The sequence below is a fragment of the Aminobacter aminovorans genome, from assembly GCF_900445235.1.
In the GTDB taxonomy this organism is placed as follows: Bacteria; Pseudomonadota; Alphaproteobacteria; order Rhizobiales; family Rhizobiaceae; genus Aminobacter; species Aminobacter aminovorans.
Genome location: NZ_UFSM01000001.1, coordinates 4355841 through 4380434, shown reverse-complemented (window position 1 = coordinate 4380434; position 24594 = coordinate 4355841). Strand labels below are relative to the sequence as shown.

Here is a 24594-nt window from a genome sequence, read left to right as displayed (position 1 = left end):
AGATGAACATGCTATCGAAAATGACCGCGGCCCTTGTCGTCGCTTCGACTGTCGGGCTGCTGGCCGGCCAAGCGCATGCGGCGGCTTTTGCCGCCTGGCAAGTGACTGACGTTCCGTTCGGCGACACGCTGAACATCCGCAAATATCCTTCCAACGGCTCGCAGAAGCAGGCGGCCTATCCCAATGGCATGGTGCTGCAGATGACCGGCACGTGCACCGGCGGCGTCGATCTGTTGAACATTTCGCATCTGCCTGAATGGAAACAGGAACAACGGGTTCGCTACCGCTGGTGCCAGGTCTGGCATGACCCTGCCCAGAACGGACATTTCGTGACGGGCTGGGTCTACGGCAAGTACATCACGCCATATTGACCGCCTGTTGAGCCCCGCCTTGGCCGTTGCGAGATGGCGCGGCGGCACTATTCGTTGACAAGGTCGGTTCAGGCTTGCCCACATCTGGCCGGCAGTCTATGCCCCTTACGACAAACATCGTGAGACGCAGAGAGGGCCGTAGCGCTGACCTTCCTTATCCTCATGCTGCCATTTGTCGGAGCGTTGCTCGCTCCGCTTCTGACCCGCGTGATGAAACACAATGCCGGCTGGCTGCTTGCTGCGGTTCCATTGCTTGTGCTCATGCATTTCGCCGGAATGATCGAGACGGTGAGCTCCGGTGTTGCTGTTTCAGGCGGATTTGACTGGGCGCCGAGTCTGGGGCTGCGTTTTTCCTGGTATCTCGACGGCCTGTCCCTGACCTTCGCGCTGCTGATCTCGGGCATCGGCACGCTGATCGTCATCTATTCCGGCGGCTATCTCAAAGGGCATCCCCATCAGGGACGGTTTTTCTCCTTCATCCTGCTTTTCATGGGCGCGATGCTGGGACTGGTGGTCTCGGATTCGTTCCTGATGCTGTTCGTCTACTGGGAGCTGACGTCGATCACGTCGTTCCTGCTGATCGGCTTCGACCATGGCCGCGCAGCCGCGCGCCGCGCGGCGCTGCAGGCGCTGCTGGTGACCGGCATTGGCGGGCTCTCGCTGCTGGCGGGCCTGCTGGTGATCGGACAGGCGACGGGCGTGAGCGAGCTGTCGCTGCTGCTTGGCTCCGGCGATGCCTTGCGCAGCAGCCCGCTTTACCTCGCGGCCCTCGTTCTTGTCCTGGGTGGCGCCTTCACCAAATCGGCGCAGTTTCCGTTTCATTTCTGGCTGCCCAACGCCATGGAAGCGCCGACGCCTGTGTCGGCCTACCTGCATTCGGCGACCATGGTGAAGGCGGGCGTCTATCTCGTGATGCGCCTCAACCCGGTCATGGGCGGCACGTCGGCCTGGGAAACGATCCTGCCCTTGTTCGGTGGCGTAACCCTTGCGGTAGGCACGCTGCTCGCTGTCAGGCAGACCGACCTCAAGCTGATGCTCGCCTACACCACCGTCGCCTCGCTCGGGCTGCTGGTGATGCTGACCGGCCTTGGCTCCGACAAGGCGATCGAGGCGGCGGCGCTCTATCTGATCGCGCATTCGATGTTCAAGGGCGCGCTGTTCATGGTCGCCGGCCTGATCGATCATGAAGCCGGCACGCGCGACATCACCGGCTTGCGCGGCCTGCGCAAAGCCATGCCGATCACTTTCGTTGCCGCGATGCTTGCAGCATTGTCGATGGGCGGGCTGCCGCTATTCTTCGGCTTCCTGGCCAAGGAAGAGATCTACCTGGCGCTTGGCTCGCCCGAGGGTTGGCAAGCCGTACTGCTGGTGGTCGCCGTCTGCGGCAACGCACTGATGTTCGCCATCGGCTTTGCGGTAGCACTTCGACCTTTCATCGGCGCTGCCGCCAAGACGCCAAAGGCGGCGCATGAAGGGCCGCTGTCCCTGTGGCTGGGGCCGGTCGTTCTCGGGGCTGCGGGACTTGCCGCGGCACTTGTCTCGCCGATCACGCACCGGTTCTTCTCCTCGCCGACGGCCAGCGCCGTCGCCGGCAACCCGGTCGATGTCACCATCTCGACAATTCCGCACCTTGGCGTGCCGCTCTTGCTTTCCGCTCTGACGGTTGCGTTGGGGATCGCTGCCTATCTCTGCCTGGACAGGCTGCGCGGCGCGATGGCCGGGATCCTCAAGGCAATCGGCTGGGGCCCGGACCAGGGCTTCGACCAGCTGCTGCGTGGCCTGCTTCGGTTCGCCGCCGGCCTGACGCGAATTGTCCATAATGGCCGCCTCGACATCTACATGACGGTGACCTTCATGGCCGTGGCCGCAGCGCTACTGCTGCCGATGGTGCTGTTCGATGAGCTGCCGTCGAAGCCTGATGTGCCGGCCCTGCGCTTCTACGAATGGGGCGTAGTGGCCATTGCCGTGATCGGCATCGCTGCCGTGGTGCAGGCGCGCAGCCGCCTGACGGCCATCGTTTCGCTTGGCATTCAGGGCTTTGCCGTCGCCTTGCTCTATATGCTGTTTGGCGCGCCGGACCTGTCCTTCACCCAGTTCATGGTCGAAACGCTGTCGGTCGTGATCCTGGCTCTTGTCATGACACGGCTCAGGCTGGTGCCGACCGACCGCCGTCCGCTTGCACAGAAGCTGGTGGACATGACGATTGCGGGCGCCTGCGGCGCGGCTTTCGCGCTGCTTCTGCTCAAGGTGACGCAACTGCCTTTCGACGACCGGCTGTCGCAGTTCTTCAACGCCTATGCCAAGACGATCGCCCATGGCCGCAATGTGGTGAACGTCATCATCGTCGACTTCCGTGGTCTCGATACACTCGGCGAGATTGCCGTGGTTATGGTGACCGGTCTCGCCATCCTGGCCCTGGTGCGCATCCGCTCGAAGAAGGCGGACGTGCCCGATGTTGTGGCGGAGGAGGTGTAGCATGCAGACGCTGATCTTCCGCACCGCCGCACCTTACCTTACCGGCCTGATGCTGATGTTCTCGGTGTTCGTCTTGTTGCGCGGCCATAACGAGCCGGGTGGAGGTTTCACCGGCGGGTTGATCGCAGCATCCGCCTTCGCCATCCACGGCATCGCCTTTGGCGTTCCTGCCGTGCGCCGGGCGCTCTACTTCCATCCCATGGCGATAGCCGGCTCCGGGCTGTTTTCAGCCGCCGTTGCCGGCTTGCCGTCGCTGTGGTTCGGCGTTCCGTTCCTGACCGGCCTGTGGACCTCGCCGGAGGTCTTCGGGATCGTCGTCGACCTGTCGACGGTCATCATCTTCGACATCGGCGTCTATCTCGTCGTGGTCGGCTCGTTCACCTCGATCGCGCTGGCGCTCGAGGACAGGGAACACGATTGATGGAAGCCGTGTTCGCAATCCTTGTTGGCCTGTTCTTTGCCGCCGGCATCTATCTGATGCTGTCGCGGCACATTATCCGCATCCTGCTCGGCGTGGTGCTGTTCGGCAATGCGGTCAATCTTCTGATCTTCACCAATGGCCGCATCATCCGAGAGGTGCCGCCGATCATCGCTGAAGGTCTCGACGTGCCGGCAGGGACTGTGGCCAATCCATTGCCGCAGGCGCTGATCCTGACGGCAATCGTCATCTCGTTCTGCTTTTTCTGCTTCCTGCTGGTGCTGGCCTATCGCGCCTACCAGGAGATCGGCACCGACGACACCGACAGCATGCGTGTCGCCGAGCCGGTCGACGACGGCTTGCCGCCGATGGGGTACTGAACCATGGCCGTGCAAGGTGAGATCGTCGACAAGGCCGCAGCGATGGTTGCCGGGCCGATTGCCGCCGCCGACTGGCTGGTCATTGCTCCGGTCGTGCTGCCGATCATTGCGGGCGCCGTGCTTTTGATGATCCGGCACAGCATTCGCTGGCATGCGGCGCTGGCACTGGCGGTGCTGCTCGCCATGGTCGGCGCCAGCGGCCTGTTGCTGCAGCGCGTGCTGGCCACAGGGCCGGTGTCGATGACGATGGGAAGCTGGCTGCCGCCATTCGGCATCTCGTTTACCGCTGACGTGCTGGGCGCCGCCTTTGCGCTGGCGGCTTCGGTCGTAGCACTGGTCTGCTGCGCTTACTCACTTCGCGACATCGACGCCAAAGGCAGGCGCTACGGCTTCTATCCGTTCCTGATGCTGATGATGGCCGGTGTCAGCGGCGCCTTCCTGACCGGCGACATGTTCAACCTCTATGTCTGGTTCGAGGTCTTCCTGATCTCGTCCTTCGGGCTGCTGATCCTCGGATCAGACAAGGCGCAGATCGATGGCGCCACCAAATATGCGATCCTCAATCTCGTCGGCACGACGCTGTTCCTGATCGCCACGGGCTATCTCTATGGCACGTTCGGCACGCTGAACATGGCGGACCTTGCCAGACGTGCCGGGCAGGTCGGCGCGGCCGCGCCGCTGATGACGCTGGCCACGCTCTATCTGCTCGCCTTCGGCATGAAGGCGGCGGCGTTTCCGCTCAATTTCTGGCTGCCGGCCTCGTATCACACGCCGCCCGTCATCACCGGCGCGCTGTTTGGCGGATTGCTGACCAAGGTCGGCATCTATGCATTGCTGCGCACGCTGGTGATGATCTTCGCCGCCGAACGGCTGGTGCTGGCTGGTCTCATCGGCTGGGTGGCGGTGGCGACCATGCTGATCGGTGCGCTCGGCGCGCTGGCGCAATCCGACATCCGCAGGATCGCCGGCTTCCTCGTCATTTCAGGCGTCGGCATCATGCTCGCCGGCATCGCCCTCGGCAGCAAGGGCGGGCTGACGGGAGCCATTTTCTATGCGCTGCATTCGATGCTGGCCCTGTCGGCGCTCTATCTGCTCGGCGGACTGATGCGTCAGCGCGGCGGCAGCTTTTCGCTGCACAGTCTGTCAGGGCTCTATGGTGCAAGTCCCTTGCTTGCCGCGCTCGCCTTCATCGTCTCGCTGGCCGTCGCCGGCCTGCCGCCAGGTTCAGGGTTGTGGCCGAAGGTGACGCTGGTGCGGGCAGCACTCGACATCGGCGCCTGGCAGGTGGCGGCTGCCATCCTGCTGAGTGGCTTCCTGGCGACGATCGCGCTCGGCCGCGTCTTCATCCTCGCTTTCTGGCGCGTCGAGGCAACTGATCAGACCGCAACCGCCGGCGCGATGTCGGTGTCGGGTTGCTGTGCTCTTGCGGCTCTTGTGCTGGCGATGCTTGCGATGGGGATCTTGCCAGAACCCTTCATTCGAATCTCGACGGCAGCGGCCAGCGGATTGCTCGACACGTCGGCCTATGTAAATGCAGTCTTTCCGGCGGGGAGTGGATCATGATCCCGTTCCGCAACGAACTGATACTGGCTCTCGTCTGGGTTGCTGTCTCGGGCAGCTATTCGATCCCCAATCTGGTCTTTGGATTTGCAGTCGGCTGGGTCGTCCTGTTTCTGGTGCGCGATCAGCTCCAGACCACCAAGGCTGTCATCCGCCCGGTTGCTTTGCTGTTGCTCATAGCTCTGTTCATCAAGGAGCTTTTCCTGTCGGCCTTCAGGGTTGCAAGGCTCGTTCTGTCGCCACGCATGGACATCAAGCCTGGTATCTTTGCCTATCCTTTGAAGGTCGACCGGGATTTCGAGATCACCTTGCTCGCTAATCTCATTACGCTGACCCCTGGCACCCTGTCGGTCGACGTCTCCGATGACCGACGTACTTTGTTCGTGCATGGCATGGACTGTTCGGACCCCGATCAGGCGCGGCGCGACATCAGCCAGGGGTTCGAGCGCAGAATACTGGAGGCATTCAGATGATGTCTGGAACTGCTTTCCTGAATGCAGCTGCGATCTTTGCGCTCGGCGTTCTCACCATCTCGTTTCTGCTTGTCGTGGTCCGCGTGGTGAAGGGGCCGTCCTTGCCGGACCGGATCCTGGCGCTCGACATGCTTGTTGCCGTTGCTATCGGTTTTATTGCCGTGCTCGGAGTACGTTCTGGCTTCACATTGTATGTCGATATCGCCATTGCGCTTGGTCTAGTCGGCTTCCTGGCGACAGTTGCCTTCGCACGCTTCGTGATCAGCGGCGGCATTGATGCCAAGAACGAAGAAGCCGAAGAGGATAGGCGATGATCGACGGGGCAGCCGATTATCTGGCCGGAGTTCTCATCATTGTAGGCGCGTTGTTTGCGCTGGTCGCATCTGTCGGGTTGTTGCGACTTCCCGATGTCTATACGCGCATGCATGCAGCATCGAAGGCCGGCACGGTAGGATCTTGCATGATGCTGATTGCGCTTGCTGTGCATATCGGTGAACCCGCAACGGCACTGCGGGCGCTGGCTGGTGTGGTGTTCTTCCTGTTGACTGCGCCTATCTCGGCCCATCTGCTTGCCAAGGCGGCTTATTCGGCCGGTTATCGCATGTGGCAGGGCGCAGTGACCGACGATTTGGCTGAAACGGCTGCCGTGGCAAAGAAGAACCGATCGATTGGCACTGAAGGTTGATAATGAGCTTGTGGGACAACTTTCAGCGTTGTCAAAAATGATCTCACTTCAAGGCGTCAGCGTATCAAAAAGGTTCATTTGTTAGAGGAGTGATGAAATCATTGTTGTTGTAGTTCACAAAGAATAGTGAATTGACTTGTTCTGGCGACGGGCTCATTAAAGTGATGGAGTGCGAGTCGCAGAGGCAATTTGCGATACAAGAACGCACCGCATCCCGACGGAATATCGGGCAAAAAAACATCCAGTCACATTGGGGCCTAAGCATATGGATACTTCCGAAACGCCTGCAACCAACAATGACACGCTGATTGAGTTGACCGCCGATGTGGTGGCTGCCTATGTCAGCAACAATCCAGTTCCGGTGGGAGAACTTCCGGGCCTGATCGCAGATGTCCACGCAGCTCTCGGCCGCGTTGGCAATGTCACCGAGACGCCGCCAGCCGACAAGCAGAAGCCGGCCGTCAATCCTAAGCGCTCGGTACATGACGACTACATCATCTGCCTTGAAGACGGTAAGAAGTTCAAATCGTTGAAGCGTCACTTGATGACGCACTACAACATGACCCCCGACCAGTATCGCGAGAAGTGGGGCCTTGACGCCAGCTATCCGATGGTGGCGCCCAACTACGCAGCTGCGCGCTCGCAGCTCGCCAAGAAGATGGGCCTCGGCCGCAAGCGCAAGGCCAAGTAACGCCCTTCGAAAGAGTTTCAGCTTGCGGCGCCTAAGGGCGCCGCATTGCGTTTTGACCTGATACTGCGCCGCCCGCAGCGACCGCCTTGCGGCTGCCCGGAGAGACACACTACAGCCGGTCGTGCACCTCCTTGCGTGCGATGTGGCGATCGAGGCCATGGCTCCAGCGGCGATCGCCGCCGCTCGCATGCCATTGCCCGCTCGAGCCGCTTGAGCAGGGCCAATGCCGATTCCAGCTCTGCCCAAATACGCGCGAAAGCGCGATCCCGGATCGCGTGCCGGCACGCCATTACAATCCAGGCGGTGGCTGGCCGCAATGAGCTTGCATCGGGGGCTGTCCCCCAAGATTGAGCTGACTGGAAGGCTCAGGCGACCTGGTGGAGTGCTGCCTCGGCATCACGCTTGATGCGCTTGACCATCGAACGCAGGCCATTGGCGCGCTGGGGCGACAGATGCTCGTTGAGGCCGAGCTCCTTCAGCGTCGCCTCGGCGTCGATGGTCTTGATCTCGCTGGCGCGATGTCCCGAAAACAGCGCAAGCATGATGGCAACCAGACCGCGCACGATATGTGCGTCGGAATAGCCCTCGAAGCGGATGACCGGATCGCTGCCTTCGCCGAGATGGGTCACCAGCCATACCTGGCTGACGCAGCCTTGCACCTTGTTGGTGTCGGTCTGGGCGCTTTCCGGAAAGGATGGAAGCGCTTCGCCCAGCTCGATGACATAGCGATAGCGGTCCTCCCATTCCTCGAGGAACGAGAAGTCGTCGCGGATGGTGTCGATCGAGGCCGTCATGATGAGTGGATATAGTCGCAGCACAGCTGCCCGTCACGAAAAAAGCCCGTCACGAACAAAGAAAGGCACCGCAGGCGCCAGAGGCGGGCGACCTGCGGTGGGGCCTGGCGCATCGGGTCCGTCGTGCGGCTGGCCCGATGCGCTGAACCAAAAGGGATTGGTGTCCGCGACGCCTGGAGGCAGTTGCGAGACGTCTGGATTGGAAATCAGTTGGCCGGAGCCACAGGCTTTGGAGTCGGCACAACGGCAGCCTCAGGCTTCGCGGTCGGCACGACAGCAGCCTCGGGCACGCTGCCGGTCTGCGTTGCCGTATCGGGCTGACCAAACTGCTGGTCGAGCGCTTGGTAGGCGATGCGGGCGCTTTCGCGGGCCCTGACACCGATGGTCTGCATCGCGGCCTTGCCCGTTTCGCAAACATCCGGCTTGCGCTCGCAGATGCCGGCAAGGTCGCCGACGGCTTCGCGCGCGGCGAAGATCGCCTGCAACGGGCTCACGCTGTTCTCGCCATTTGGCCCGGTGCCGAGCGGCAAAAGCAGAAGGACGAGCGAGAACCAGAATGCGGTCCTGATGAGAAAGCCCATGGGGTGCCTCTTGTGGTCTGGCGGGCCTGTTTTGTTTTTGTCGGCCCACATCTTGTTGAGCCGACAATGACATGAAGGAACAAAGGAGCGATTGCTGCAAACGGTGGCATTTTGCGCAGGCTTTTCACCAAAGTTTAACGGACTGGCTCGGCTTGCGGACGTGGTCGTGCAAACAATGTCTCACAGGTTTCGTAAGCAATTGATTTAAATTGCAAAATCCCAAAAGGGCTGGCGTGCTGCAGATTCGCCAGCGCCAAGTCGGCAAATAACCCCCTGTTTACCATGGCGATAACTGTTCTCGAATGTCGGCGCTGTGATCCCGATATTTGCCGCGTAGGCGGGTTTCGGTCGGCCAGCTTTATTCCTTCATTAAAGGCTCGGTGCGAGTTTGGGACAACTACAGAAGAGCCGCAAAGCGGGCCACGGAAGAGTGCGTAGCGTTGAGTTTTGTCATGACCAGATACGGTGAGTTTTCCGGCGCGATGGCCGGCGGCTGTGACCGGCTGGTCCATCCGTCGGCCGATGGCACCGAGCGTGGGCGGCAAAGGCGCCTTGTCGGCCTGCTGCTGGCCGCGCCCTTTCTGGTCGCCGGTGCGGGTGTGTTCCTGGTTTCGGCCAATCTCGGCGCGGCCTCGACCTTTGCCGTCATTTTCGCGGCCTTCAGCCTGAGCTGGCTCGCTGCCTTGCTGATTGCCGCCACGGGCAAGACCGGACAGATCGGCGGGACGTCGCTTGTCGTGGCAACGGTTGCCATTGCCGCGATCGTTGCCGCCGCGGGCGGACTGACGTCGCCGGCGACTTTGCTGGTCGCAGCACTTCCATTGGAGGCGCTGTGGGTCTGGCGCACGCGCAAAGCGGCCAAGTTCGGGGCAATCGCTGCTGTCATCGCTTTGCTGTCGCAAGGTTTTCTCGGCTCGATGCCTTTCGCCGAGGGTGCCGCGGTGTCCGCCTGGCATTGGCTTCTGCCAGCCGCCTGGCTTGCCACTTTCGCTGCTCGCGCCAGTGCCTTCCTCGATCGCCGCGTCGAACGGCAAGACGCACCCGCCGACATGCTGGAAAAGCTGCTCAAGGCAGTCGTGCTGCGCGTTGCCCACAATGGCGACGTGACCGACGTCTCCGAGCAGGCACGAACCATGCTCAGGCTGCAGCCGGAACTTTTGCTGGGAACGGCGCTTTTCGATCGCATCCACGTTGCGGATCGTGTCGGCTATCTCTGCGCGCTGGCAGACATGCGCGACGGCGCGCAGCTGCGTGAGGTCGAACTGCGCCTGCGCCTGCCCAAGCAGAACGAAAATGACGCCGGCGACAATTTCCAGCCTTTCGTGCTCGAACTGATGAAGGCCGAAGGCCAGTCGTTCGTCGCGGTCGTTCGCAACAACGACACGGTTTCCGATCTGCGTGACCAGCTGGCGACGGCTGCCGATGCGGTCAAGAGCGCCGAACTTGCCAAGAGCAACTTCCTGGCTGCCGTGAGCCATGAACTGCGGACGCCGCTGAATGCGATCATCGGTTTTTCCGACATGCTGCTGCACGAGATGTTCGGTGGCTTCAAGGAGCCGCGCCAGCAGGAATATGTCGGCATCGTCCGTGATTCCGGCCAGCACCTGCTCGACGTGGTGAATTCGATCCTCGACGTCACCAAGATCGAATCTGGCTGCTATGCGATCACCCCGGAGCCGTTCAGGTTCCGCGATGCGGTCGACATGTGCGCCTCGATGCTGGCGCTGCAGGCGCAGGCCAAGTCTCTTGACCTTGTGGTCGAGGTGGCCGCCGGCACCGGCGAGGTCAAGGCCGACCGGCGCGCCGTGCAGCAGATGCTGATCAACCTGGTCTCCAATGCGGTCAAGTTCACGCCCGATGGCGGCAGGGTCGAGATCGGCGCCAAGCGTCTCGGTTCGCGCCTGCATTTCTGGGTGTCCGATACGGGCATCGGCATTGCCCGGGACGACCTGTCGCGGCTGGGCACGCCCTTCACGCAGATCCAGAACGACTATACCCGCCGCTTCGAAGGCACCGGCCTCGGGCTGTCGCTGGTCAAGGGTCTGGTTGCCCTGCACGATGGCACGATGTCGATCGAGAGCGCACCGGGCGAAGGAACGACTGTCACCATCAGCCTGCCCATCGAGGGCCCTGCCTACCGGCCCGAGCCTGCGCGGGGCGAGTTGATGAAGCTTCCTGCTGGCAGGAACAAGGAGATGCGCAGTGGCCCGCTCCGCAAAGCAAGCTAAACGGCAGGTCATTGAGGAACGTAGCCCGCTGCAGGACGGCGTTCTGGCGCTCGGCGGGCTGATTGCCCGCAACCCGGTGCTGGTCGGCGGATCGACGGCGTTCATGGTGGCGCTGTTTTATGTCTCGGCGAATGCGCTGTGGTATCAGCCCTATGCCCACAAGGGCGCATTCTTCTCGACCCGCGATGCCGTCGAGTTTCCAGACATGAACCAAAACGCGCCCGAGACGACGATCAAGATCGAACGTCCTGAGGAGGCTGCGGAGGTCGTGCGCCCGCTGGGCGATCCGCGCATCGAACGGGTGCAAGGCATATTGAAGGACCTTGCGTTCTATGACGGCACTGTCGACGGGCTTAACGGGCCGGCAACGCGCGGCGCCATCCAGGCCTACCAGAAGAAGGTCGGCATGGCGGCGACTGGCGAAATCGACGCGCAGTTGCTCGAGCAACTGGGTGCTGCCGACACCACTGCCGGCATAGCGCCACGGCCGACGCCACGCCAACAGGCGGTGCCTGCAGCGGCGCCGAGGGCGACACCAGCCCCGACGCCCGCACGTGCCGAACCTGCATCCGACGCCAACATCAGCGCGCGCATCATGAAGATCCAGGCCGGGCTGAAAGCCTTCGGCAATGATGGCATCGAGGTCGACGGCGTTCCTGGTGCCAGGACTAAGTCGGCAATTCGCGAGTTCCAGGCTCTGTTCGGCCTGCCGGAAACCGGCGAACCCGACCCTGCCGTCTATGTCAAGATGCGCGAGATCGGCCTGACCAACTGATACCGGGCGCCTTCGGTCCGCATTGTGCCCATGCACCGCAAACCGCTATAGAGGCCTCGTCGAAACTGTGATCGGGCCGTCCTATGCGTCTAACCACTGATTTTTGGGTGTCGGCCCTGCTGCGTCGCGTCTTCGGCGAGGGTGGTTTTGGCGCGATCCTCAATCGTGGGGCGCTGGAAGCAGGTGCCGTCTTCATCCTCACCCGCGATCGTTTCGGCCGGTCGAACCTTTACGGGCCGGCACCGCAGACCAGCTATGACATGGCACGGCCGGGCGAACGCCAGTTCAGCCTGCTTGAAAGCGATGATGACGGCGCGGCGATCGAGAAGCGGCTCGAGCGCGAGCGGCGTTTCGATCCCGACATCTGGGTGGTCGAGATCGAGCCTGGCAAGACCGAGATCGTCGACCTCGTTTCGCTTACGACGCCTTGAGCTGTCCGCCTTTCGGCGTCGAGGAGCTGTTCCTCGGCTGCAGGCGCTCGGCATTGCTGCGGATGCGGGCACCGACCGACGCAGCCTTCCAGTCGCGAACGCGATCAAGCGCTACGTCGCGGTGCAGGGCGCGGTAGCGCTGCAGGAACAGCCTGACAGATTCCGCATGGGCGAATTGACCGGGCAGGATGGAGGCGGCGAGCAAGAAGGCCTGCTCTTCCGCCAGGTCGAGGGCCTTGAGCGCGTCGATGAGCGAGGAGTAGCCTGACTTCTCGGTGATCGAGCGGGCGGCAAGAAGATCGATTTCCAACGCGTCGGCGAGTGCGGTCTGGAAGAAGGTGTCGTTGCCTGTCAGCGCCGTTGCCTTGAGCTTGTCGTAGGCCGGTACGCGCTCCTCGTCCGTCACTGCCTGGTGCTGTGCGGCAGGCGTCATCATCGCGCGCAGCTTGCGGCGGACATTTTCGGCGAGCTCGCCGGGGTGTGGGGCATTGGACATGTCGGTTGCAGCGATCGCTCCGGTCGCTGGCGCTGCTTTGGCGGCCGGCTCCTGCTGCTTGGCGCCTTCCGGATAAACCAGGCGCGGGCGCTCGAGCACCCGGATCAGATCGGCGATCGTCTGGTGGAGGTTCGGACGACGGGCAATCGCACGCGCATGCGGCAGGCCGTGGCGGCCGATCAACGAGATAAGGGTGACATCGGAAAGGATCGGCGAGCGGACAAGCAGCGGTGCTGCGATGTCGACAGGTTCGTCGCAGAGTTTGCGGACCAGACCGAACGGCGCGTATTCGCTTTCCGAAAGTGCCGCAGCGACGTACCGGCGTGCCTCGACCGAGACCTTGTCGAACAGCGGGAGCGTCAGGTCTTCGAGCTGGGCGATTTCGCGGCGCGACGGCCGGGGCAGGGCACAGAAGGCTGAGACCGCTGCCCGGAACAGCCGTTCTGGCTTACCGGTTTCGCGTCCGATGGCAATTTGCCTGAAGTCCGATGCTGACACGAACGGGTACGCCTGACAAAAACTCTACACTGCCCTGGATCGTCCGACGCCGACGCGTCGTGGCTTCCTAAGGTGAACATAAACTTAGCGAGGATTTGTTAGCGCACTGTTAACTCTCGCGTTAAGGAATCCATTTGTTACCAATCAGTTACGAGGATTTTTTATCAGATCTAGGCAGATCTGGCTCGTCGTGGGTCGCGGCATTGGCAATGCTGCTGCTTTCACGCGCCTCTAACGGCGGTCGGATATCAGGAGGGTGCCAAAGACGCAGTTGGGAAGCCAAGAGTTGAATCAAATCTTCGGCAGTAACGGACTGTTAACCTCTCTGCTGGCCTTATCGAGGCGGAGGCGTTGCGTGCTTACTCCGGTCGAACCGAGAGGGAAATCGCGAACCATGGGCAGCGTTGTGTCTTTCATGCCGCGTCGTGCGGCCATCCGCCGGTCCCCCCGGACAGCGGAAACTTCGGCATCCATCATCATCTTTCCTGGCGTGCGCTACGAGCGAACCAAGGGCCCGGCTTCGAGTGCCGGCGAGTTGCGCAACGATGCACCCCGCCGCAACGATCCGCTGCCGCGTCACTGATAGCGACGGATCGAATTGATTGCCGGGCTGGGCATGCACGGCCGACTTGATGCGGGCTCTTACTGGATGTCGCAGTTGATGCCGTCGAGGAAGCGCGAGACCGTCGGCTTCCAGCTGTCGTCGGGCACAAAGACGCGGACCACGACGATGCCTTCGTCGATGGGCGTTTCGACGAAAATCGATTTCTCGAATTCGGTCGGCAGTTCCTTGCGCAGGTCGATCATCTGCGCCGGCGTGAGCACGACGAAATCGAGATTGCCGTCGGTCGCGGTGCGGTCGTTGAAGCTGTAGATGTTCTGCCCGCTGCGGTCATAGACCGAGGCCGACCAGTAGGGGACCTTGCCGGCATTGTCGATGCGGACGACGCCTTCCGTCAGGTCGAAGCGGCAGGCGGCTTCAAAGAAGGATGGATCGAGCGCCTTCACCACCGGCGTGCCGCCAATCTCCTTGTCGAGACGGACGACCTTGTTGGGGCCGGCGACCATGGCCAGACGTGACCATGCATCGCGCTCGGAGAAACTCGGCACCAGAAGCAGGATGACGATGTGGGCGATGCCGGCACCGATAAGACCGATCGCCAGGGCATGAAAAAGCCTACGCATTGCACTGAACCCTGACGATGCGCGGCATTTCGATGCCGGACAGGCCGGTGCTGCTGGCGATGGGCGTGTCGTAGAAGGTCAGCACCAGGTTCATGGCGCCGACGCCTGCAACGGCGAGCCAGTTGCCCGGCCCCGGCCGCGTCCCGACCGACACGCTGATGGAGTTGTCAGGCTGCCGCAGCACTTCGAGCGAATGCAGTGATGCGTCGCGGCGGATGCCTGACTTGAGCGCTATATGCGCCGTGTCGGTCGCATAAAGCGTCCAGAACCTCGCGACCGGCAGCGAACCCTCGATACGGTAGCTGCATTCGCTCTTCAAGCTGACGCCGGTGGAGTCGCGATCGGCGACAAAGCTGAGGCCCTCGGCGCGGCCAAGTGCCAGCACGCCGTCGCGCGCGACACGCGCCTTGGAATAGGGATCGGCTTCAGGCGTGCCGATATCGGGAAAGGCGGTCCATGGTCCGACCGACACGGCGCCGATGCCCTCCTGCGAGTTCAGCACCATGCCGACGCTGGCAGCACCGCCGCCGACGGCGACAGCGAGGGCGAGAACGATCAGGAGCGATTGTTTCAGCATGAGCCGCCGCAGGATGGAGTTGGCGGAGGAATATCCTGCCCTTTGACTGGAAGGCAAGCCGGCAGAGGCCGCAACCGGTGGGTGAACCTTTGCTGGCCTGAACTTTGCCCCGAACTTTGCCCCAAACTGTGCGATGTCACAGCGCCGACAGCGTCTCGGGTTCGGGCGGTGCTGCGATTGCCGGCGCCTTGTGGAAAACGTCGGCGATATCGCGCAGGGCGCGCGTCGTGGTGCTGGAAAGGACCGGGGGACGATCGGAGGTGTCCACGGCCTGCTGCGGCCCGTTCTTGGCAGCTTCCTCGGCCTTGGCGATGGCGGCAGGATCGACATAGGGATCCTTGATGCCGGGGATCGGCTTGAGGTCGATGTTCTGGTGGGCGTAGGCCATGAAGCGCTGCCAGACCATGGCCGGCAGCGAGCCGCCGGTCATGTTGTTGGTGGTCGAGAAGTCGTCGTTGCCGAGCCAGACGGCGGCCGTGTAGTTGCCGGTGTAGCCGATATACCAGGCGTCGCGGTAGGACTGGGTGGTGCCCGTCTTGCCGGCGGAGCGGATGTTGGGCAGCGCTGCCTTGCGCGCCGTGCCGACTTCGGGGATCTGCACCATGATCGAGTTCATCGAGGCGACCGCCTGCTCGGACAGCACGCGGTGTGGCGGCGGCGCATCCTTGCTGTAGTCGTAGACGAGCTGGCCGGAATGGGTGACGAGCTGGGTGATGCCATGGCGGGTGCCGACGATACCGTCCTGCGCCAGCACGCTGTAGCCCGTCGCCTGGTCCATCACCGTCAGGCCCGACGTGCCGAGCACCATCGTCTTGTGCGAGCTGACAGGAGATTCGACGCCCATCGCCTCGGCCATCGCCTTGATCGGCGGGATCGACAAATGGTCCTTGGCAAGGCGCACGGGCACGGTGTTGATCGACTTGATCAGCGCCGTCGAAAGCGTCATCCGTCCGGAATAGCCGCGGGTATAGTTCTTGGGTGACCAGGCCCCCCAACTGATCGGCCCGTCCGAGATGACCGATTCCGGCTTGAAGCCGTTTTCCATGGCGGTGGCATAGACATAGGGCTTGAACGACGAGCCGGTCTGGCGCTGCGCCCTGGTGGCGCGGTTGAACTGGCTGGCACCATAGTCACGTCCGCCGACGATGGCGCGGACCGCGCCATTGGACTCGATGACGACGACCGCACCTTCGGTGACGTGGTATTCCTTGCCGAACTGGCGCAGATGGAACTCGACCGACTCTTCGGCCGCCTTCTGGATGTTCATGTCGATGGTGGTGCGGGCAACCAGCGAGTGGATGCCCGACTTCGCCGCGATCTTCTTGACCTCGTCGAAAGCCCAGTCGAGGAAGTAGTCAGGGCTCTTGCGGTCACCGCGGTCGACGATGTCGGCGGGATGCAGCCGCGCCGACAGCACCTGGCCCTCGGTCATGAAACCCGCCTGCACGAGATTGCTGAGCACGACGTTGGCGCGGGCGCGGGCAGCGGGAAGGTTGATGTGGGGGGCGTATTTGGTCGGCGCCTTGAACAGGCCTGCCAGCATCGCCGCTTCGGCGAGGTTGAGGTCCTTGACCTGCTTGCCGAAGTAGAAGTCGGCCGCCGCCGCAATGCCGAACGTGCCGCCGCCCATATAGGCGCGGTCGAGATAGAGCTGCAGGATCTCTTTTTTCGACAGGTTCGATTCGAGCCAGATCGACAGGAAGGCTTCCTTGACCTTGCGCTCGACGGTGCGCTCGTTGGTGAGGAACAGGTTCTTGGCCAGCTGCTGCGTCAGGCTCGAGCCGCCCTGGACGACGGAGTTGGCCCGGACGTTTTCCGACATGGCGCGGATAAGGCCGAGGAAATCGATGCCGTAATGTTCGAAGAAGCGCCGGTCTTCTGTCGCCAGCACCGCCTTGATGACGTGGTCCGGCATCTCGTCGACCGGCACCGAGTCGCGCTGGATGATGCCGCGCTGGCCGATCTCGTTGCCGTAGCGATCGAGGAAGGTGACGGCGAAGTCGTCCTGGTTGCGCCAATTGCCGGTGGTTTCCTGGAATGCCGGCATGGCCAGCGCCAGCATCACCACAGAGCCGCCGGCGGCCATGGTGAAGGATTCGCTCAGCACCTCGATGACGCCGCGACGCCAGCCTTTGACGCGGAAGCGGCGGAAGAAGATCGTCGCATTTTCCCAGAACTGCTGCGCCCGGAAGCGGAGTTCATACAGCGAAGAGTCGAGCCAGGCATCGAGTGCCAGCAGACCGGCCGAGATGCGGCCTCTTTTCTTGCGCGGTGGGATGGGATTTTCCATTCGAGACGAGCCCGGCACGTGACTGCAGCTTACACCAAAACGCTTTTGCTGGCGAATTCAGGGCACGCGTCCCTCGGCCCTGGTTCGACTTGTCCCCGATTTTTGTTGCCGCGACAAGAGCAAGTTGAACACACTCCAGCGATTAGCAGGCAAGCTGTTTTACCCCGGAGATCATGAACATATTGAACCCGAAACACCTGATACACGCGCGCACGATCAGGATCCCGGTCGCAACCATGCCGATTGGGGGCGGGCTTGCCGGCATGCCCATCGACGGCTTCGACAATTCGGCGTTGACCGATACCTTGCTGCAGGCGATCACCGGGCTTGCGCGGCTGGTCGCGATCTTCGTTCGAGCGTCGGCAAAAAGAAGCGGATCGGCAAGAATTAGCAGACTTGCAAATGCGGGTGTTTGCATGAATTCATTGTTCATTCCACGTTCAGCACTGGCGTATTAGAAATCCTGTCATGAAAACGCTTCGCTCCATGTTCCGGCCTGCCATGACTGCGGTCTGCGCGCTTGGCCTGTTTGCCACTTCGGTGGCAGCGGCGCCTGTGCGCTCAGCGGAAGGCGAGATCCTTGTGGCCGCTGCGGATTGCTACTCGGTTGGCCAGCAGGTGGCAGACCAGCACGGTGGCACCCTGGCGCGGGCGTCCGAATCCAATCAGGGCGGGCAGTCGGTCTGCGTGATCGTGGTTTTGGTGCCGGCCAAGGACGGCCAGCGGCCGCGTCGCGTCGAGGTCGTCGTGCCGGCCAACTAGCCTGGACTTCCAGCCCCGGATTTCCCGCAGGTCCGGAATCGCCTATATCTCCGTCATCTTTTCACTGGTCGCAAAACCGCATGCGCATACTCGTCGTCGAAGATGACAAGGACCTGAACCGCCAGATATCGGAGGCGCTGACCGACGCCGGCTACGTCGTCGACAAGGCCTTTGATGGTGAGGAAGGGCATTTCCTCGGCGATACCGAGCCTTACGACGCCATCGTGCTCGATATCGGCCTGCCGCAGATGGACGGTATCAGCGTCGTCGAGCGCTGGCGCCGCGAAGGCCGCAAGATGCCGGTGCTGATGCTGACGGCGCGCGACCGCTGGAGCGACAAGGTTGCCGGCATCGATGCCGGCGCCGACGACTACGTCACCAAGCCGTTTCATATCGAGGAAGTGCTGGCGCGGGTGAGGGCGCTGATCCGCCGCGCCGCCGGCCATGCTTCGTCCGAACTGTCCTGTGGACCGCTCAGGCTCGACACCAAGGCCTCCAAGGCCGACGTCAACGGCGTGCCGCTCAAGCTGACCTCGCACGAGTTCCGTCTGCTCGCCTATCTGATGCATCACATGGGCGAGGTCGTGTCGCGCACCGAACTTGTCGAGCATCTTTACGACCAGGATTTCGACAGGGATTCCAATACCATCGAGGTGTTCGTCGGGCGTCTTCGCAAGAAGATGGGCATCGACATGATCGAAACCGTCCGCGGTATGGGGTACCGCATGCGCGAGCCGGAGGCGTAAGGCGGAAAAGCTGGCCAAACGACTGGGGCGCTGGAAGCGTTACGCGCTTGGGCTCGGACCGCGTTCCCTCGCGTTTCGCGTCATCGCGTTTTCGACCGTCTGGGCGATCCTCGCCTTCGCCCTGATCTTCACGGTCATCAGTTCGCTCTATCGCCAGACCAGCGAACGCGGCTTCGACAGCCTGTTGTCGGCGCATCTGTTCAATCTCATCGGCTCGGTCGGTCTCTCGGACAGCGGCACGCTGACCGGCGGCCCCGATCTCGGCGATCTTCGATTCTCCGAGCCTGAGTCTGGCTGGTACTGGTCTGTCGAGCCGGTGTCCAAGGGGCTTGTCGGGCAACTCAGGTCGTCGTCGATGACCGAGCCGGTGGCGTCGCCCAGCGTCGAAGACGTGCCGTTCAACGCCGAGTTTCAGCGCCATTATCGCGTCGCCGGCATCGTCGGCGAGGAACTCGAGGTCTTCGAGACCGAGTTCGTGCTCGATTCGCAGAACCGCATCGCGCGGTTTCGCGTCATGGGCAACCGCTCAGAACTCGAAGCCGAGATCCGCGGCTTCGAATGGCGCCTGTTCACCTATCTCTCCTTGTTCGGCCTCGGCATGATCGCGATCAACGCCATCGCCATCCTGCTCGGCCTGCAGCCGCTGGCACGCGTGCGCAATGCGCTTGCCATGGTGCGCGAAGGCACGGCGCAGCGCCTGACCGGACGCTTCCCCGCCGAAATCCAGCCGCTCGCCAACGAAACCAATGCGCTGATCGAAAACAACCGCCGCATCGTAGAGCGGTCACGGACCCAGGTCGGCAACCTGGCGCATTCGCTGAAGACGCCGCTGGCCGTGATGCTGAATGAGGGCCGGGCGCTGGGCGGCCCCAAGGGGCAGCTTTTCGCCGACCATGCCACCGCCATGCAGAAGCAGATCGACCACTATCTCCAGCGTGCCCGGGTCGCGGCGCAGCGCGAAAGCGTGGTCTACCGTACGCCGGTGGGCCCGTTGCTTCAGCGTATGGTGCGGGTGATGGAGAAGCTCTCGCGTGGCACGTCTTTCTCGCTCGATCTGCCTGCGGCAGATGTGGTTTTTGCCGGTGAGCGCGAGGATCTCGAGGAAGTTGTCGGCAATCTGCTCGAAAACGCGATGAAATGGGCGCACAGTGCCGTCCGCATATCAGTTGAAGTGGCGGAGCCGGTGAATGAGGAGCCGCCGCGGTTTTCGATCCTGATCGAGGATGACGGTCCAGGGATTCCGGAAGACAAGGCGCGCGAGGCATTGCAGCGGGGCAGGCGCCTCGACGAGACCAAGCCGGGTACGGGCCTCGGGCTGGCGATCGTCGCCGATCTGGTCAAGGAGTATGGCGGCACGCTTCGGCTTGAGCGCTCGACGATGGGGGGATTGAAGGCCGTCGTGGAACTGCGCGGCGTGCAATAGAAATGGGCGGAGAAATGGTTGGAGAAATGGCTGGCCGAATCGGCCCCATTTCGGCCAAAGATGCAATCTAACGCGGCGCCAAGCCCTTGTAAGCGGACGCAAATTCGGGACCGGTGATGAGCATGAGATTTCGGGTGGCACTGGTTGCAGCATTGCTTGCCGGCTCAGGCTGCACGACGACGAGCCTGAGCAGTGGCGGCGGCGTGGTTCCAGCGCTTGGCGGCGGCGACGATGGCTCGAGCGGCAAGGTTGCCACACGTATCATCAATGCGATGGATGGCGGCCTCATCGGCGGCACGATCGGCAATGGCTTGAACAGTGACGATCGGCGCAAGGCCCTGGAGGCCGAGTACCGCGCGCTGGAATACGGCCAGGGCGGACAAGCGGTCGCCTGGAAGGGCGACGGACGTTCGGGCGAGGTCGTGGCCGCCCAGCCCTATCGCGTCGGCTCGCAGGACTGCCGCCAGTATTCGCAGACCGTCTTCACCACGGGAACACCGCTGGTCGCGCGCGGCACGGCCTGCCGGAATGCCGATGGCAGCTGGACGCCGCTGACCTAAGTCTTCACGTGTTGTTGCTTTGGCAGGGGCGTTAGAACCGTCAATAAGCCGCAGCACGGAGATGTTGGCAGCTTGGAGGCTGCTGGCTATTTAGGTGACATGCTGTTCTGGATCATAGCCGCTGTTCTGACGCTTGGTGCGAGCCTTGCGGTCTTGTTGCCGCTGACGCGACAGACCAGGGCCAAGGACGATGCGAGCCATGACCTCGAAGTCTATCGCGATCAACTCGGCGAAGTCGACAGGGATGCGGCGCGTGGGCTGATCGCGCCTTCCGATGCCGAGCAGGCGCGCGCCGAGATCGCCCGCCGGATCATTAGGCTCGATGCCGAAAATGCGCGCGAGCCGAAGAAGGCATCGCAGCTTGGGCCTCGTCTCGTCGGCATGATCGCCGTGCTTGCCGTCCCGCTGTTGAGCTGGGGCGTCTATACCGCGATCGGCTCGCCCACCGTTCCCTCGCAGCCATTGAGCGCGCGCCTGTCGCAGAAGCCGGCGGACAGCTCGGTCGACGAACTGATCGCCCGCGCCGAGGCACATCTGGTGGCAAATCCGTCCGACGGCCGCGGCTGGGACGTGCTTGCGCCTGTCTATCTCAGGATCGGGCGCGCCAACGACGCCGTCACCGCCTATCGCAACGCCATCCGCATCCTGGGCTCGACGACTGCACGTCAGGCCGGCCTCGGCGAGGCCATCGCCGGATCGGCGGGCGGCATCGTCACCTCCGACGCCCGCCTGGCTTTCGAGGCAGCACTGAAGCTTGAGCCCGCCGATGCCAAGGCCCGCTACTTCCTGGCACTGGCGCTGGCGCAGGAAGGCAACATTGCCGATGCCGCTGCTGCCTGGCGGCTGTTGGCCGCAAGCCTGCCTGCCGACTCGCCGTGGCGTGCGGCGACCGACCAGGCGATTGCCCAGGCCGAGCTGCGAACGGCACAAACTCAGCCCGAGCTGCGTACCGCGCCGGCCAAGCCGGCCGCCGGCGCGCCTGGACCGAACCAGGAGGACATCGCCGCCGCCGCTTCCATGTCGTCGGGCGACCGTACGGCGATGATCGAGGGCATGGTGGCGACGCTGGATGAAAAGCTGCGCCAGAACCCGCGCGATCCGGAAGGCTGGCTCAGGCTGGTGCGTTCATATCAGGTGCTCGGCAAGACCGACCTGGCGCAGGATGCGCTTGGCCGCGCTTACACGGCACTGGGCCGTGACAGCGAGGACGGTCGCAAGCTTACGGAACTCGCGGGTTCGCTCGGCCTTGATGTCACGGAGTAGACGATGACGCGCAAGCAAAAACGGCTTTCGGTGATCGCAGGCGCGCTGGCCTTCCTGGGGGCGGCAACCGCGCTGACCTTCTACGCGCTCGGCCAGAAGGCGTCCTATTTCTACATGCCCGCGGATCTGCAGGCTGCGACCCTGCAGCCCGGCCAGCGCATTCGCCTCGGCGGTCTTGTCGAGAACGGCAGCATCCTGCGCGGGCAGGGCACCCAGGTCGAGTTCGGCGTAACCGATTCCGAAAAGACGGTGAAAGTGCGCTATACCGGTATCCTGCCCGATCTGTTCCGGGAGGGGCAGGGTGTGATCACCGAAGGCAGTTTCGGGCCGGATGGCGAGTTCATCGCCGACAGCGTGCTGGCCAAGCACGACGAGAACTACATGCCGAAGGAAGTCGCCGACAGCCTGAAGGCGAAGGGCGTATGGCAGGAGACCACGCAATGAATGGCGGGCAGCGCTGATGGTCGAGACGGGTCACTTCGCGCTTATCCTGGCGTTCGCCCTGTCGCTGGTGCAGTCGCTCGTTCCGCTCTACGGAGCCTACAAGGGCGACACCAGGCTGATGGCGGTCGGCGGTCCTGTCACCGTCACCGGCTTTGCCCTGATCGCCTTGTCTTTCGCCGCCTTGACGATGGCCTATGTCCAGTCCGACTTCTCGGTCACCAATGTCTGGGAGAATTCTCACTCGCTGCAGCCGCTGATCTACAAGTTCACCGGCACCTGGGGTAACCACGAAGGCTCGATGCTGCTGTGGGTGCTGATCCTCAGCTTCTTCGGCGCCCTGGTCGCGGCCTTCGGCAGCAATCTTCCGGCCACGCTGCGCGCCAATGTGCTCGCCGTCCAGGGCTGGATCGGCACGGCCTTCCTGCTCTTCATCCTGATCACGTCCAACCCGTTCGCCCGGCTTGTGCCGGCGCCGATCGAGGGCAAGGATCTCAACCCGATCCTCCAGGACGTCGGCCTCGCGGTTCATCCGCCGCTGCTTTATCTCGGTTATGTCGGCTTCTCCATCTGCTTCTCCTTTGCGGTGGCAGCCCTGATCGAGGGCCGCATCGACGCCGCCTGGGCACGCTGGGTGCGGCCGTGGACGCTCGCTGCCTGGGTGTTCCTGACCGGCGGCATCGCCATGGGCTCCTACTGGGCCTATTACGAACTCGGCTGGGGCGGCTTCTGGTTCTGGGATCCGGTCGAGAACGCATCCTTCATGCCGTGGCTGGCCGGCACGGCGCTGCTGCACTCGGCCATCGTCATGGAAAAGCGCTCGGCGCTGAAGATCTGGACGCTGCTGCTCGCCATCCTGACCTTCTCGCTGTCCTTGCTCGGTACATTCCTGGTGCGTTCGGGCGTGTTGACCTCGGTTCACTCCTTTGCCAGCGACCCGAGCCGCGGCGTGTTCATCCTTTGCATACTGACGCTGTTCATCGGCGGTTCGCTGGCGCTGTTTGCCTTTCGGGCGTCGTCGCTGACGGCCGGCGGCATCTTCCATCCGATCTCGCGCGAAGGCTCGCTGGTGCTGAACAATCTGTTCCTGACCACCGCGACCGCGACCGTGCTGATCGGCACGCTCTATCCGCTGGTCGTCGAAGCTTTGTTCGGCGACAAGATTTCCGTCGGCGAGCCGTTCTTCAACCTCACCTTCGGCCCGCTGATGATCCCGCTTCTGGTCGTCGTGCCGTTCGGCCCGCTGCTGGCCTGGAAGCGCGGCGATGTCTTTGCGGTGGCGCAGCGGCTGATGTTTGCCTTTGGCGCGGCCCTGCTGGCAGTCCTTGTGACATATCTGTTCATCGATGGCGCCTCGGTGTTCGCGGCTCTCGGTGCTGGTCTTTCGGCCTGGCTGGTGCTCGGCGCGCTCACCGATCTCGCCTTGAAGGCCGGCATCGGCAATGTCGCGCCGAGGATGGCGCTGCGCCGTTTCGTCGGCCTGCCGCGCTCGGTGTTCGGCACGGCGATCGCCCATCTCGGTCTTGGCTTGACGCTGCTCGGCATCGTCGGCGTGCTGTCCTTCGAGAAGGAAGCGATCCTGGTCATGAAGCCGGGGCAGGTGGTGGAAATCTCCGGCTACAGTCTGCGCTTCGACGGGCTGACGCCGGTCCGTGGGCCGAACTTCACCGAGGATCGGGGCCATTTCTCTCTGCTCGGCGCCAATGGGCAGCCGAGCGATGTCATCATGTCGTCCAAGCGTTTCTATCCGGTGCGCCAGATGCCGACGACGGAAGCGGGCATCAAGACGATGTGGCTCAGCCAGCTTTATGTCTCGCTCGGCGATGAATCGGGCGACGGCTCCGTGGTCGTGCGTGTCTGGTGGAAGCCGCTGGTCACGCTGATCTGGGGCGGATCGCTGGTGATGATGCTGGGCGGCTTCGTCTCGCTGCTCGACCGCCGCCTGCGGGTGGGCGCGCCGGCGCGGCGCAAATCCGCCAAGCCGGTTGCGGTGCCATCATGAACGGCCGGCTGCCGGCGATCGCGGGATTTGTCGCAGCGCTGCTGTTTGCAGGAACGGCGCTTGCGGTGAAGCCCAGCGAAATGCTTGCCGATCCGAAGCTCGAGGCACGTGCGCGGCTGCTTTCGGAAGAGCTGCGCTGCATGGTCTGCCAGAACCAGTCGATCGACGAATCCGATGCCGAACTGGCCGGCGATCTCCGGGTGCTGTTGCGCGAGCGGCTGCTGGCCGGCGACAGCGACGAGCAGGTGATGGCCTACATCGTCTCGCGTTATGGCGAATTCGTGCTGCTCAAGCCGCAGTTCAACCTGCGCAACGCCTTGCTGTGGGGCACGCCGGTGCTGCTCCTGCTCGGCGGTGGCGCCTTCGTCTTGCTGTCGGCCCGATCGCGCCGCAGGCAGGAGCCTGCAGGGCTGACCAAGGACGAGCAGGCAGCGCTCGAAGCGATCCTGAACAAGGACGTGTGAGCCAAGCCAACATTACGAAAGTTTC

27 protein-coding genes are annotated in these 24594 nt (G+C 62.9%); 20 read left to right on the top strand and 7 right to left on the bottom strand.

Features of this window, described 5'->3' with window-relative positions; translation table 11 throughout:
* Positions 1-2: 2 nt before the first annotated feature.
* The 9 genes from DY201_RS21660 (at position 3) to DY201_RS21620 (ending at position 7053) form a co-directional block, all read left to right on the top strand.
* Positions 3-371 carry an SH3 domain-containing protein gene (locus DY201_RS21660; protein ID WP_115733005.1) on the top strand — a complete coding sequence of 123 codons (369 nt, stop codon included), beginning with the start codon at positions 3-5 and terminating at the stop codon, positions 369-371.
* 156 nt (positions 372-527) lie between these two features.
* Positions 528-2846, top strand: a complete 2319-nt coding sequence (locus DY201_RS21655; protein WP_280959944.1) for a putative monovalent cation/H+ antiporter subunit A — start codon at positions 528-530, stop codon at positions 2844-2846.
* 1 nt (position 2847) lies between these two features.
* Positions 2848-3267 carry a Na+/H+ antiporter subunit B gene (locus DY201_RS21650; RefSeq protein ID WP_115733003.1) on the top strand — a complete coding sequence of 140 codons (420 nt, stop codon included), beginning with the start codon at positions 2848-2850 and terminating at the stop codon, positions 3265-3267.
* Entirely contained in the window at positions 3267-3644 is a 378-nt protein-coding gene (locus DY201_RS21645; protein ID WP_115733002.1) for a Na+/H+ antiporter subunit C, read from the top strand. Before DY201_RS21650 ends, DY201_RS21645 begins: the two co-directional genes overlap by 1 nt.
* Before the next feature lie 3 nt (positions 3645-3647).
* Positions 3648-5207, top strand: a complete 1560-nt coding sequence (locus DY201_RS21640; protein ID WP_115733001.1) for a Na+/H+ antiporter subunit D — start codon at positions 3648-3650, stop codon at positions 5205-5207.
* On the top strand, positions 5204-5677 hold the full coding sequence (locus DY201_RS21635; protein WP_115733000.1) for a Na+/H+ antiporter subunit E: 474 nt from the start codon (positions 5204-5206) through the stop codon (positions 5675-5677). The genes DY201_RS21640 and DY201_RS21635 overlap by 4 nt, the downstream gene beginning before the upstream one ends.
* A complete protein-coding gene (locus tag DY201_RS21630) occupies positions 5674-5991 on the top strand; it encodes a cation:proton antiporter (protein ID WP_115732999.1) in 318 nt (105 codons plus the stop codon). Before DY201_RS21635 ends, DY201_RS21630 begins: the two co-directional genes overlap by 4 nt.
* Entirely contained in the window at positions 5988-6362 is a 375-nt protein-coding gene (gene mnhG, locus DY201_RS21625) for a monovalent cation/H(+) antiporter subunit G (protein ID WP_115732998.1), read from the top strand. The genes DY201_RS21630 and mnhG overlap by 4 nt, the downstream gene beginning before the upstream one ends.
* 265 nt (positions 6363-6627) lie before the next feature.
* Positions 6628-7053 carry a Ros/MucR family transcriptional regulator gene (locus DY201_RS21620; RefSeq protein WP_115732997.1) on the top strand — a complete coding sequence of 142 codons (426 nt, stop codon included), beginning with the start codon at positions 6628-6630 and terminating at the stop codon, positions 7051-7053.
* Positions 7054-7418: 365 nt separating this feature from the next.
* On the opposite strand, the gene DY201_RS21615 is transcribed toward DY201_RS21620, so the two are convergent.
* Positions 7419-7847 (bottom strand): SufE family protein, encoded by a 429-nt coding sequence (locus DY201_RS21615; protein ID WP_115733918.1) that lies wholly within the window; start codon positions 7845-7847, stop codon positions 7419-7421.
* A 206-nt stretch (positions 7848-8053) separates the two neighbouring features.
* The gene (locus tag DY201_RS21610) at positions 8054-8428 is read right to left on the bottom strand and encodes a DUF5330 domain-containing protein (protein ID WP_115732996.1); all 375 of its coding nucleotides are present in this window, start codon (positions 8426-8428) and stop codon (positions 8054-8056) included.
* 452 nt (positions 8429-8880) lie between these two features.
* On the opposite strand from DY201_RS21610, the gene DY201_RS21605 reads away from it, so the two are divergent.
* From DY201_RS21605 to DY201_RS21595, 3 genes are all read left to right on the top strand, one after another.
* Positions 8881-10656 (top strand): sensor histidine kinase, encoded by a 1776-nt coding sequence (locus DY201_RS21605; RefSeq protein WP_245432064.1) that lies wholly within the window; start codon positions 8881-8883, stop codon positions 10654-10656.
* Positions 10631-11431 (top strand): peptidoglycan-binding domain-containing protein, encoded by an 801-nt coding sequence (locus tag DY201_RS21600; RefSeq protein ID WP_115732994.1) that lies wholly within the window; start codon positions 10631-10633, stop codon positions 11429-11431. Before DY201_RS21605 ends, DY201_RS21600 begins: the two co-directional genes overlap by 26 nt.
* Before the next feature lie 83 nt (positions 11432-11514).
* Positions 11515-11862 carry a DUF1491 family protein gene (locus DY201_RS21595; RefSeq protein ID WP_115732993.1) on the top strand — a complete coding sequence of 116 codons (348 nt, stop codon included), beginning with the start codon at positions 11515-11517 and terminating at the stop codon, positions 11860-11862.
* On the opposite strand, the gene DY201_RS21590 is transcribed toward DY201_RS21595, so the two are convergent.
* The 5 genes from DY201_RS21590 to DY201_RS21565 all read right to left on the bottom strand — a co-directional run bounded on the left by DY201_RS21590 (position 11849) and on the right by DY201_RS21565 (position 17341).
* The gene (locus DY201_RS21590; RefSeq protein ID WP_115732992.1) at positions 11849-12856 is read right to left on the bottom strand and encodes a DUF2336 domain-containing protein; all 1008 of its coding nucleotides are present in this window, start codon (positions 12854-12856) and stop codon (positions 11849-11851) included. The two genes, DY201_RS21595 and DY201_RS21590, sit on opposite strands and share 14 nt — an antisense overlap.
* A 642-nt stretch (positions 12857-13498) precedes the next feature.
* On the bottom strand, positions 13499-14041 hold the full coding sequence (locus tag DY201_RS21580) for a DUF1254 domain-containing protein (RefSeq protein ID WP_115732990.1): 543 nt from the start codon (positions 14039-14041) through the stop codon (positions 13499-13501).
* A complete protein-coding gene (locus tag DY201_RS21575) occupies positions 14034-14618 on the bottom strand; it encodes a DUF1214 domain-containing protein (protein WP_115732989.1) in 585 nt (194 codons plus the stop codon). The genes DY201_RS21580 and DY201_RS21575 overlap by 8 nt, the downstream gene beginning before the upstream one ends.
* A 136-nt stretch (positions 14619-14754) precedes the next feature.
* A complete protein-coding gene (locus DY201_RS21570) occupies positions 14755-16908 on the bottom strand; it encodes a transglycosylase domain-containing protein (protein WP_115732988.1) in 2154 nt (717 codons plus the stop codon).
* Between the two features lie 142 nt (positions 16909-17050).
* Positions 17051-17341, bottom strand: coding sequence for a hypothetical protein (locus DY201_RS21565; RefSeq protein WP_115732987.1), 291 nt, complete (start codon positions 17339-17341; stop codon positions 17051-17053).
* A gap of 35 nt (positions 17342-17376) precedes the next feature.
* Between DY201_RS21565 and DY201_RS21560 the strand changes: the two genes are divergently transcribed.
* From DY201_RS21560 to DY201_RS21525, 8 genes are all read left to right on the top strand, one after another.
* Positions 17377-17670 carry a hypothetical protein gene (locus DY201_RS21560; protein ID WP_115732986.1) on the top strand — a complete coding sequence of 98 codons (294 nt, stop codon included), beginning with the start codon at positions 17377-17379 and terminating at the stop codon, positions 17668-17670.
* A gap of 80 nt (positions 17671-17750) precedes the next feature.
* Positions 17751-18416, top strand: coding sequence for a response regulator transcription factor (locus DY201_RS21555; RefSeq protein WP_067964332.1), 666 nt, complete (start codon positions 17751-17753; stop codon positions 18414-18416).
* A 22-nt stretch (positions 18417-18438) separates the two neighbouring features.
* On the top strand, positions 18439-19839 hold the full coding sequence (locus DY201_RS21550; RefSeq protein ID WP_165915812.1) for an ATP-binding protein: 1401 nt from the start codon (positions 18439-18441) through the stop codon (positions 19837-19839).
* Between the two features lie 116 nt (positions 19840-19955).
* On the top strand, positions 19956-20399 hold the full coding sequence (locus tag DY201_RS21545; RefSeq protein ID WP_342635203.1) for a hypothetical protein: 444 nt from the start codon (positions 19956-19958) through the stop codon (positions 20397-20399).
* Between the two features lie 99 nt (positions 20400-20498).
* Complete coding sequence (gene ccmI / locus DY201_RS21540) at positions 20499-21662, top strand: c-type cytochrome biogenesis protein CcmI (RefSeq protein ID WP_115732984.1); 1164 nt, start codon at positions 20499-20501, stop codon at positions 21660-21662.
* Between the two features lie 3 nt (positions 21663-21665).
* Positions 21666-22106: a cytochrome c maturation protein CcmE gene (ccmE, locus tag DY201_RS21535; protein WP_115732983.1), complete on the top strand. Its 441-nt coding sequence runs from the start codon at positions 21666-21668 to the stop codon at positions 22104-22106.
* Positions 22107-22122: 16 nt separating this feature from the next.
* Positions 22123-24105 carry a heme lyase CcmF/NrfE family subunit gene (locus DY201_RS21530; protein WP_115732982.1) on the top strand — a complete coding sequence of 661 codons (1983 nt, stop codon included), beginning with the start codon at positions 22123-22125 and terminating at the stop codon, positions 24103-24105.
* Positions 24102-24569, top strand: coding sequence for a cytochrome c-type biogenesis protein (locus DY201_RS21525; protein WP_115732981.1), 468 nt, complete (start codon positions 24102-24104; stop codon positions 24567-24569). Before DY201_RS21530 ends, DY201_RS21525 begins: the two co-directional genes overlap by 4 nt.
* The last annotated feature ends 25 nt before the right edge of the window (positions 24570-24594 follow it).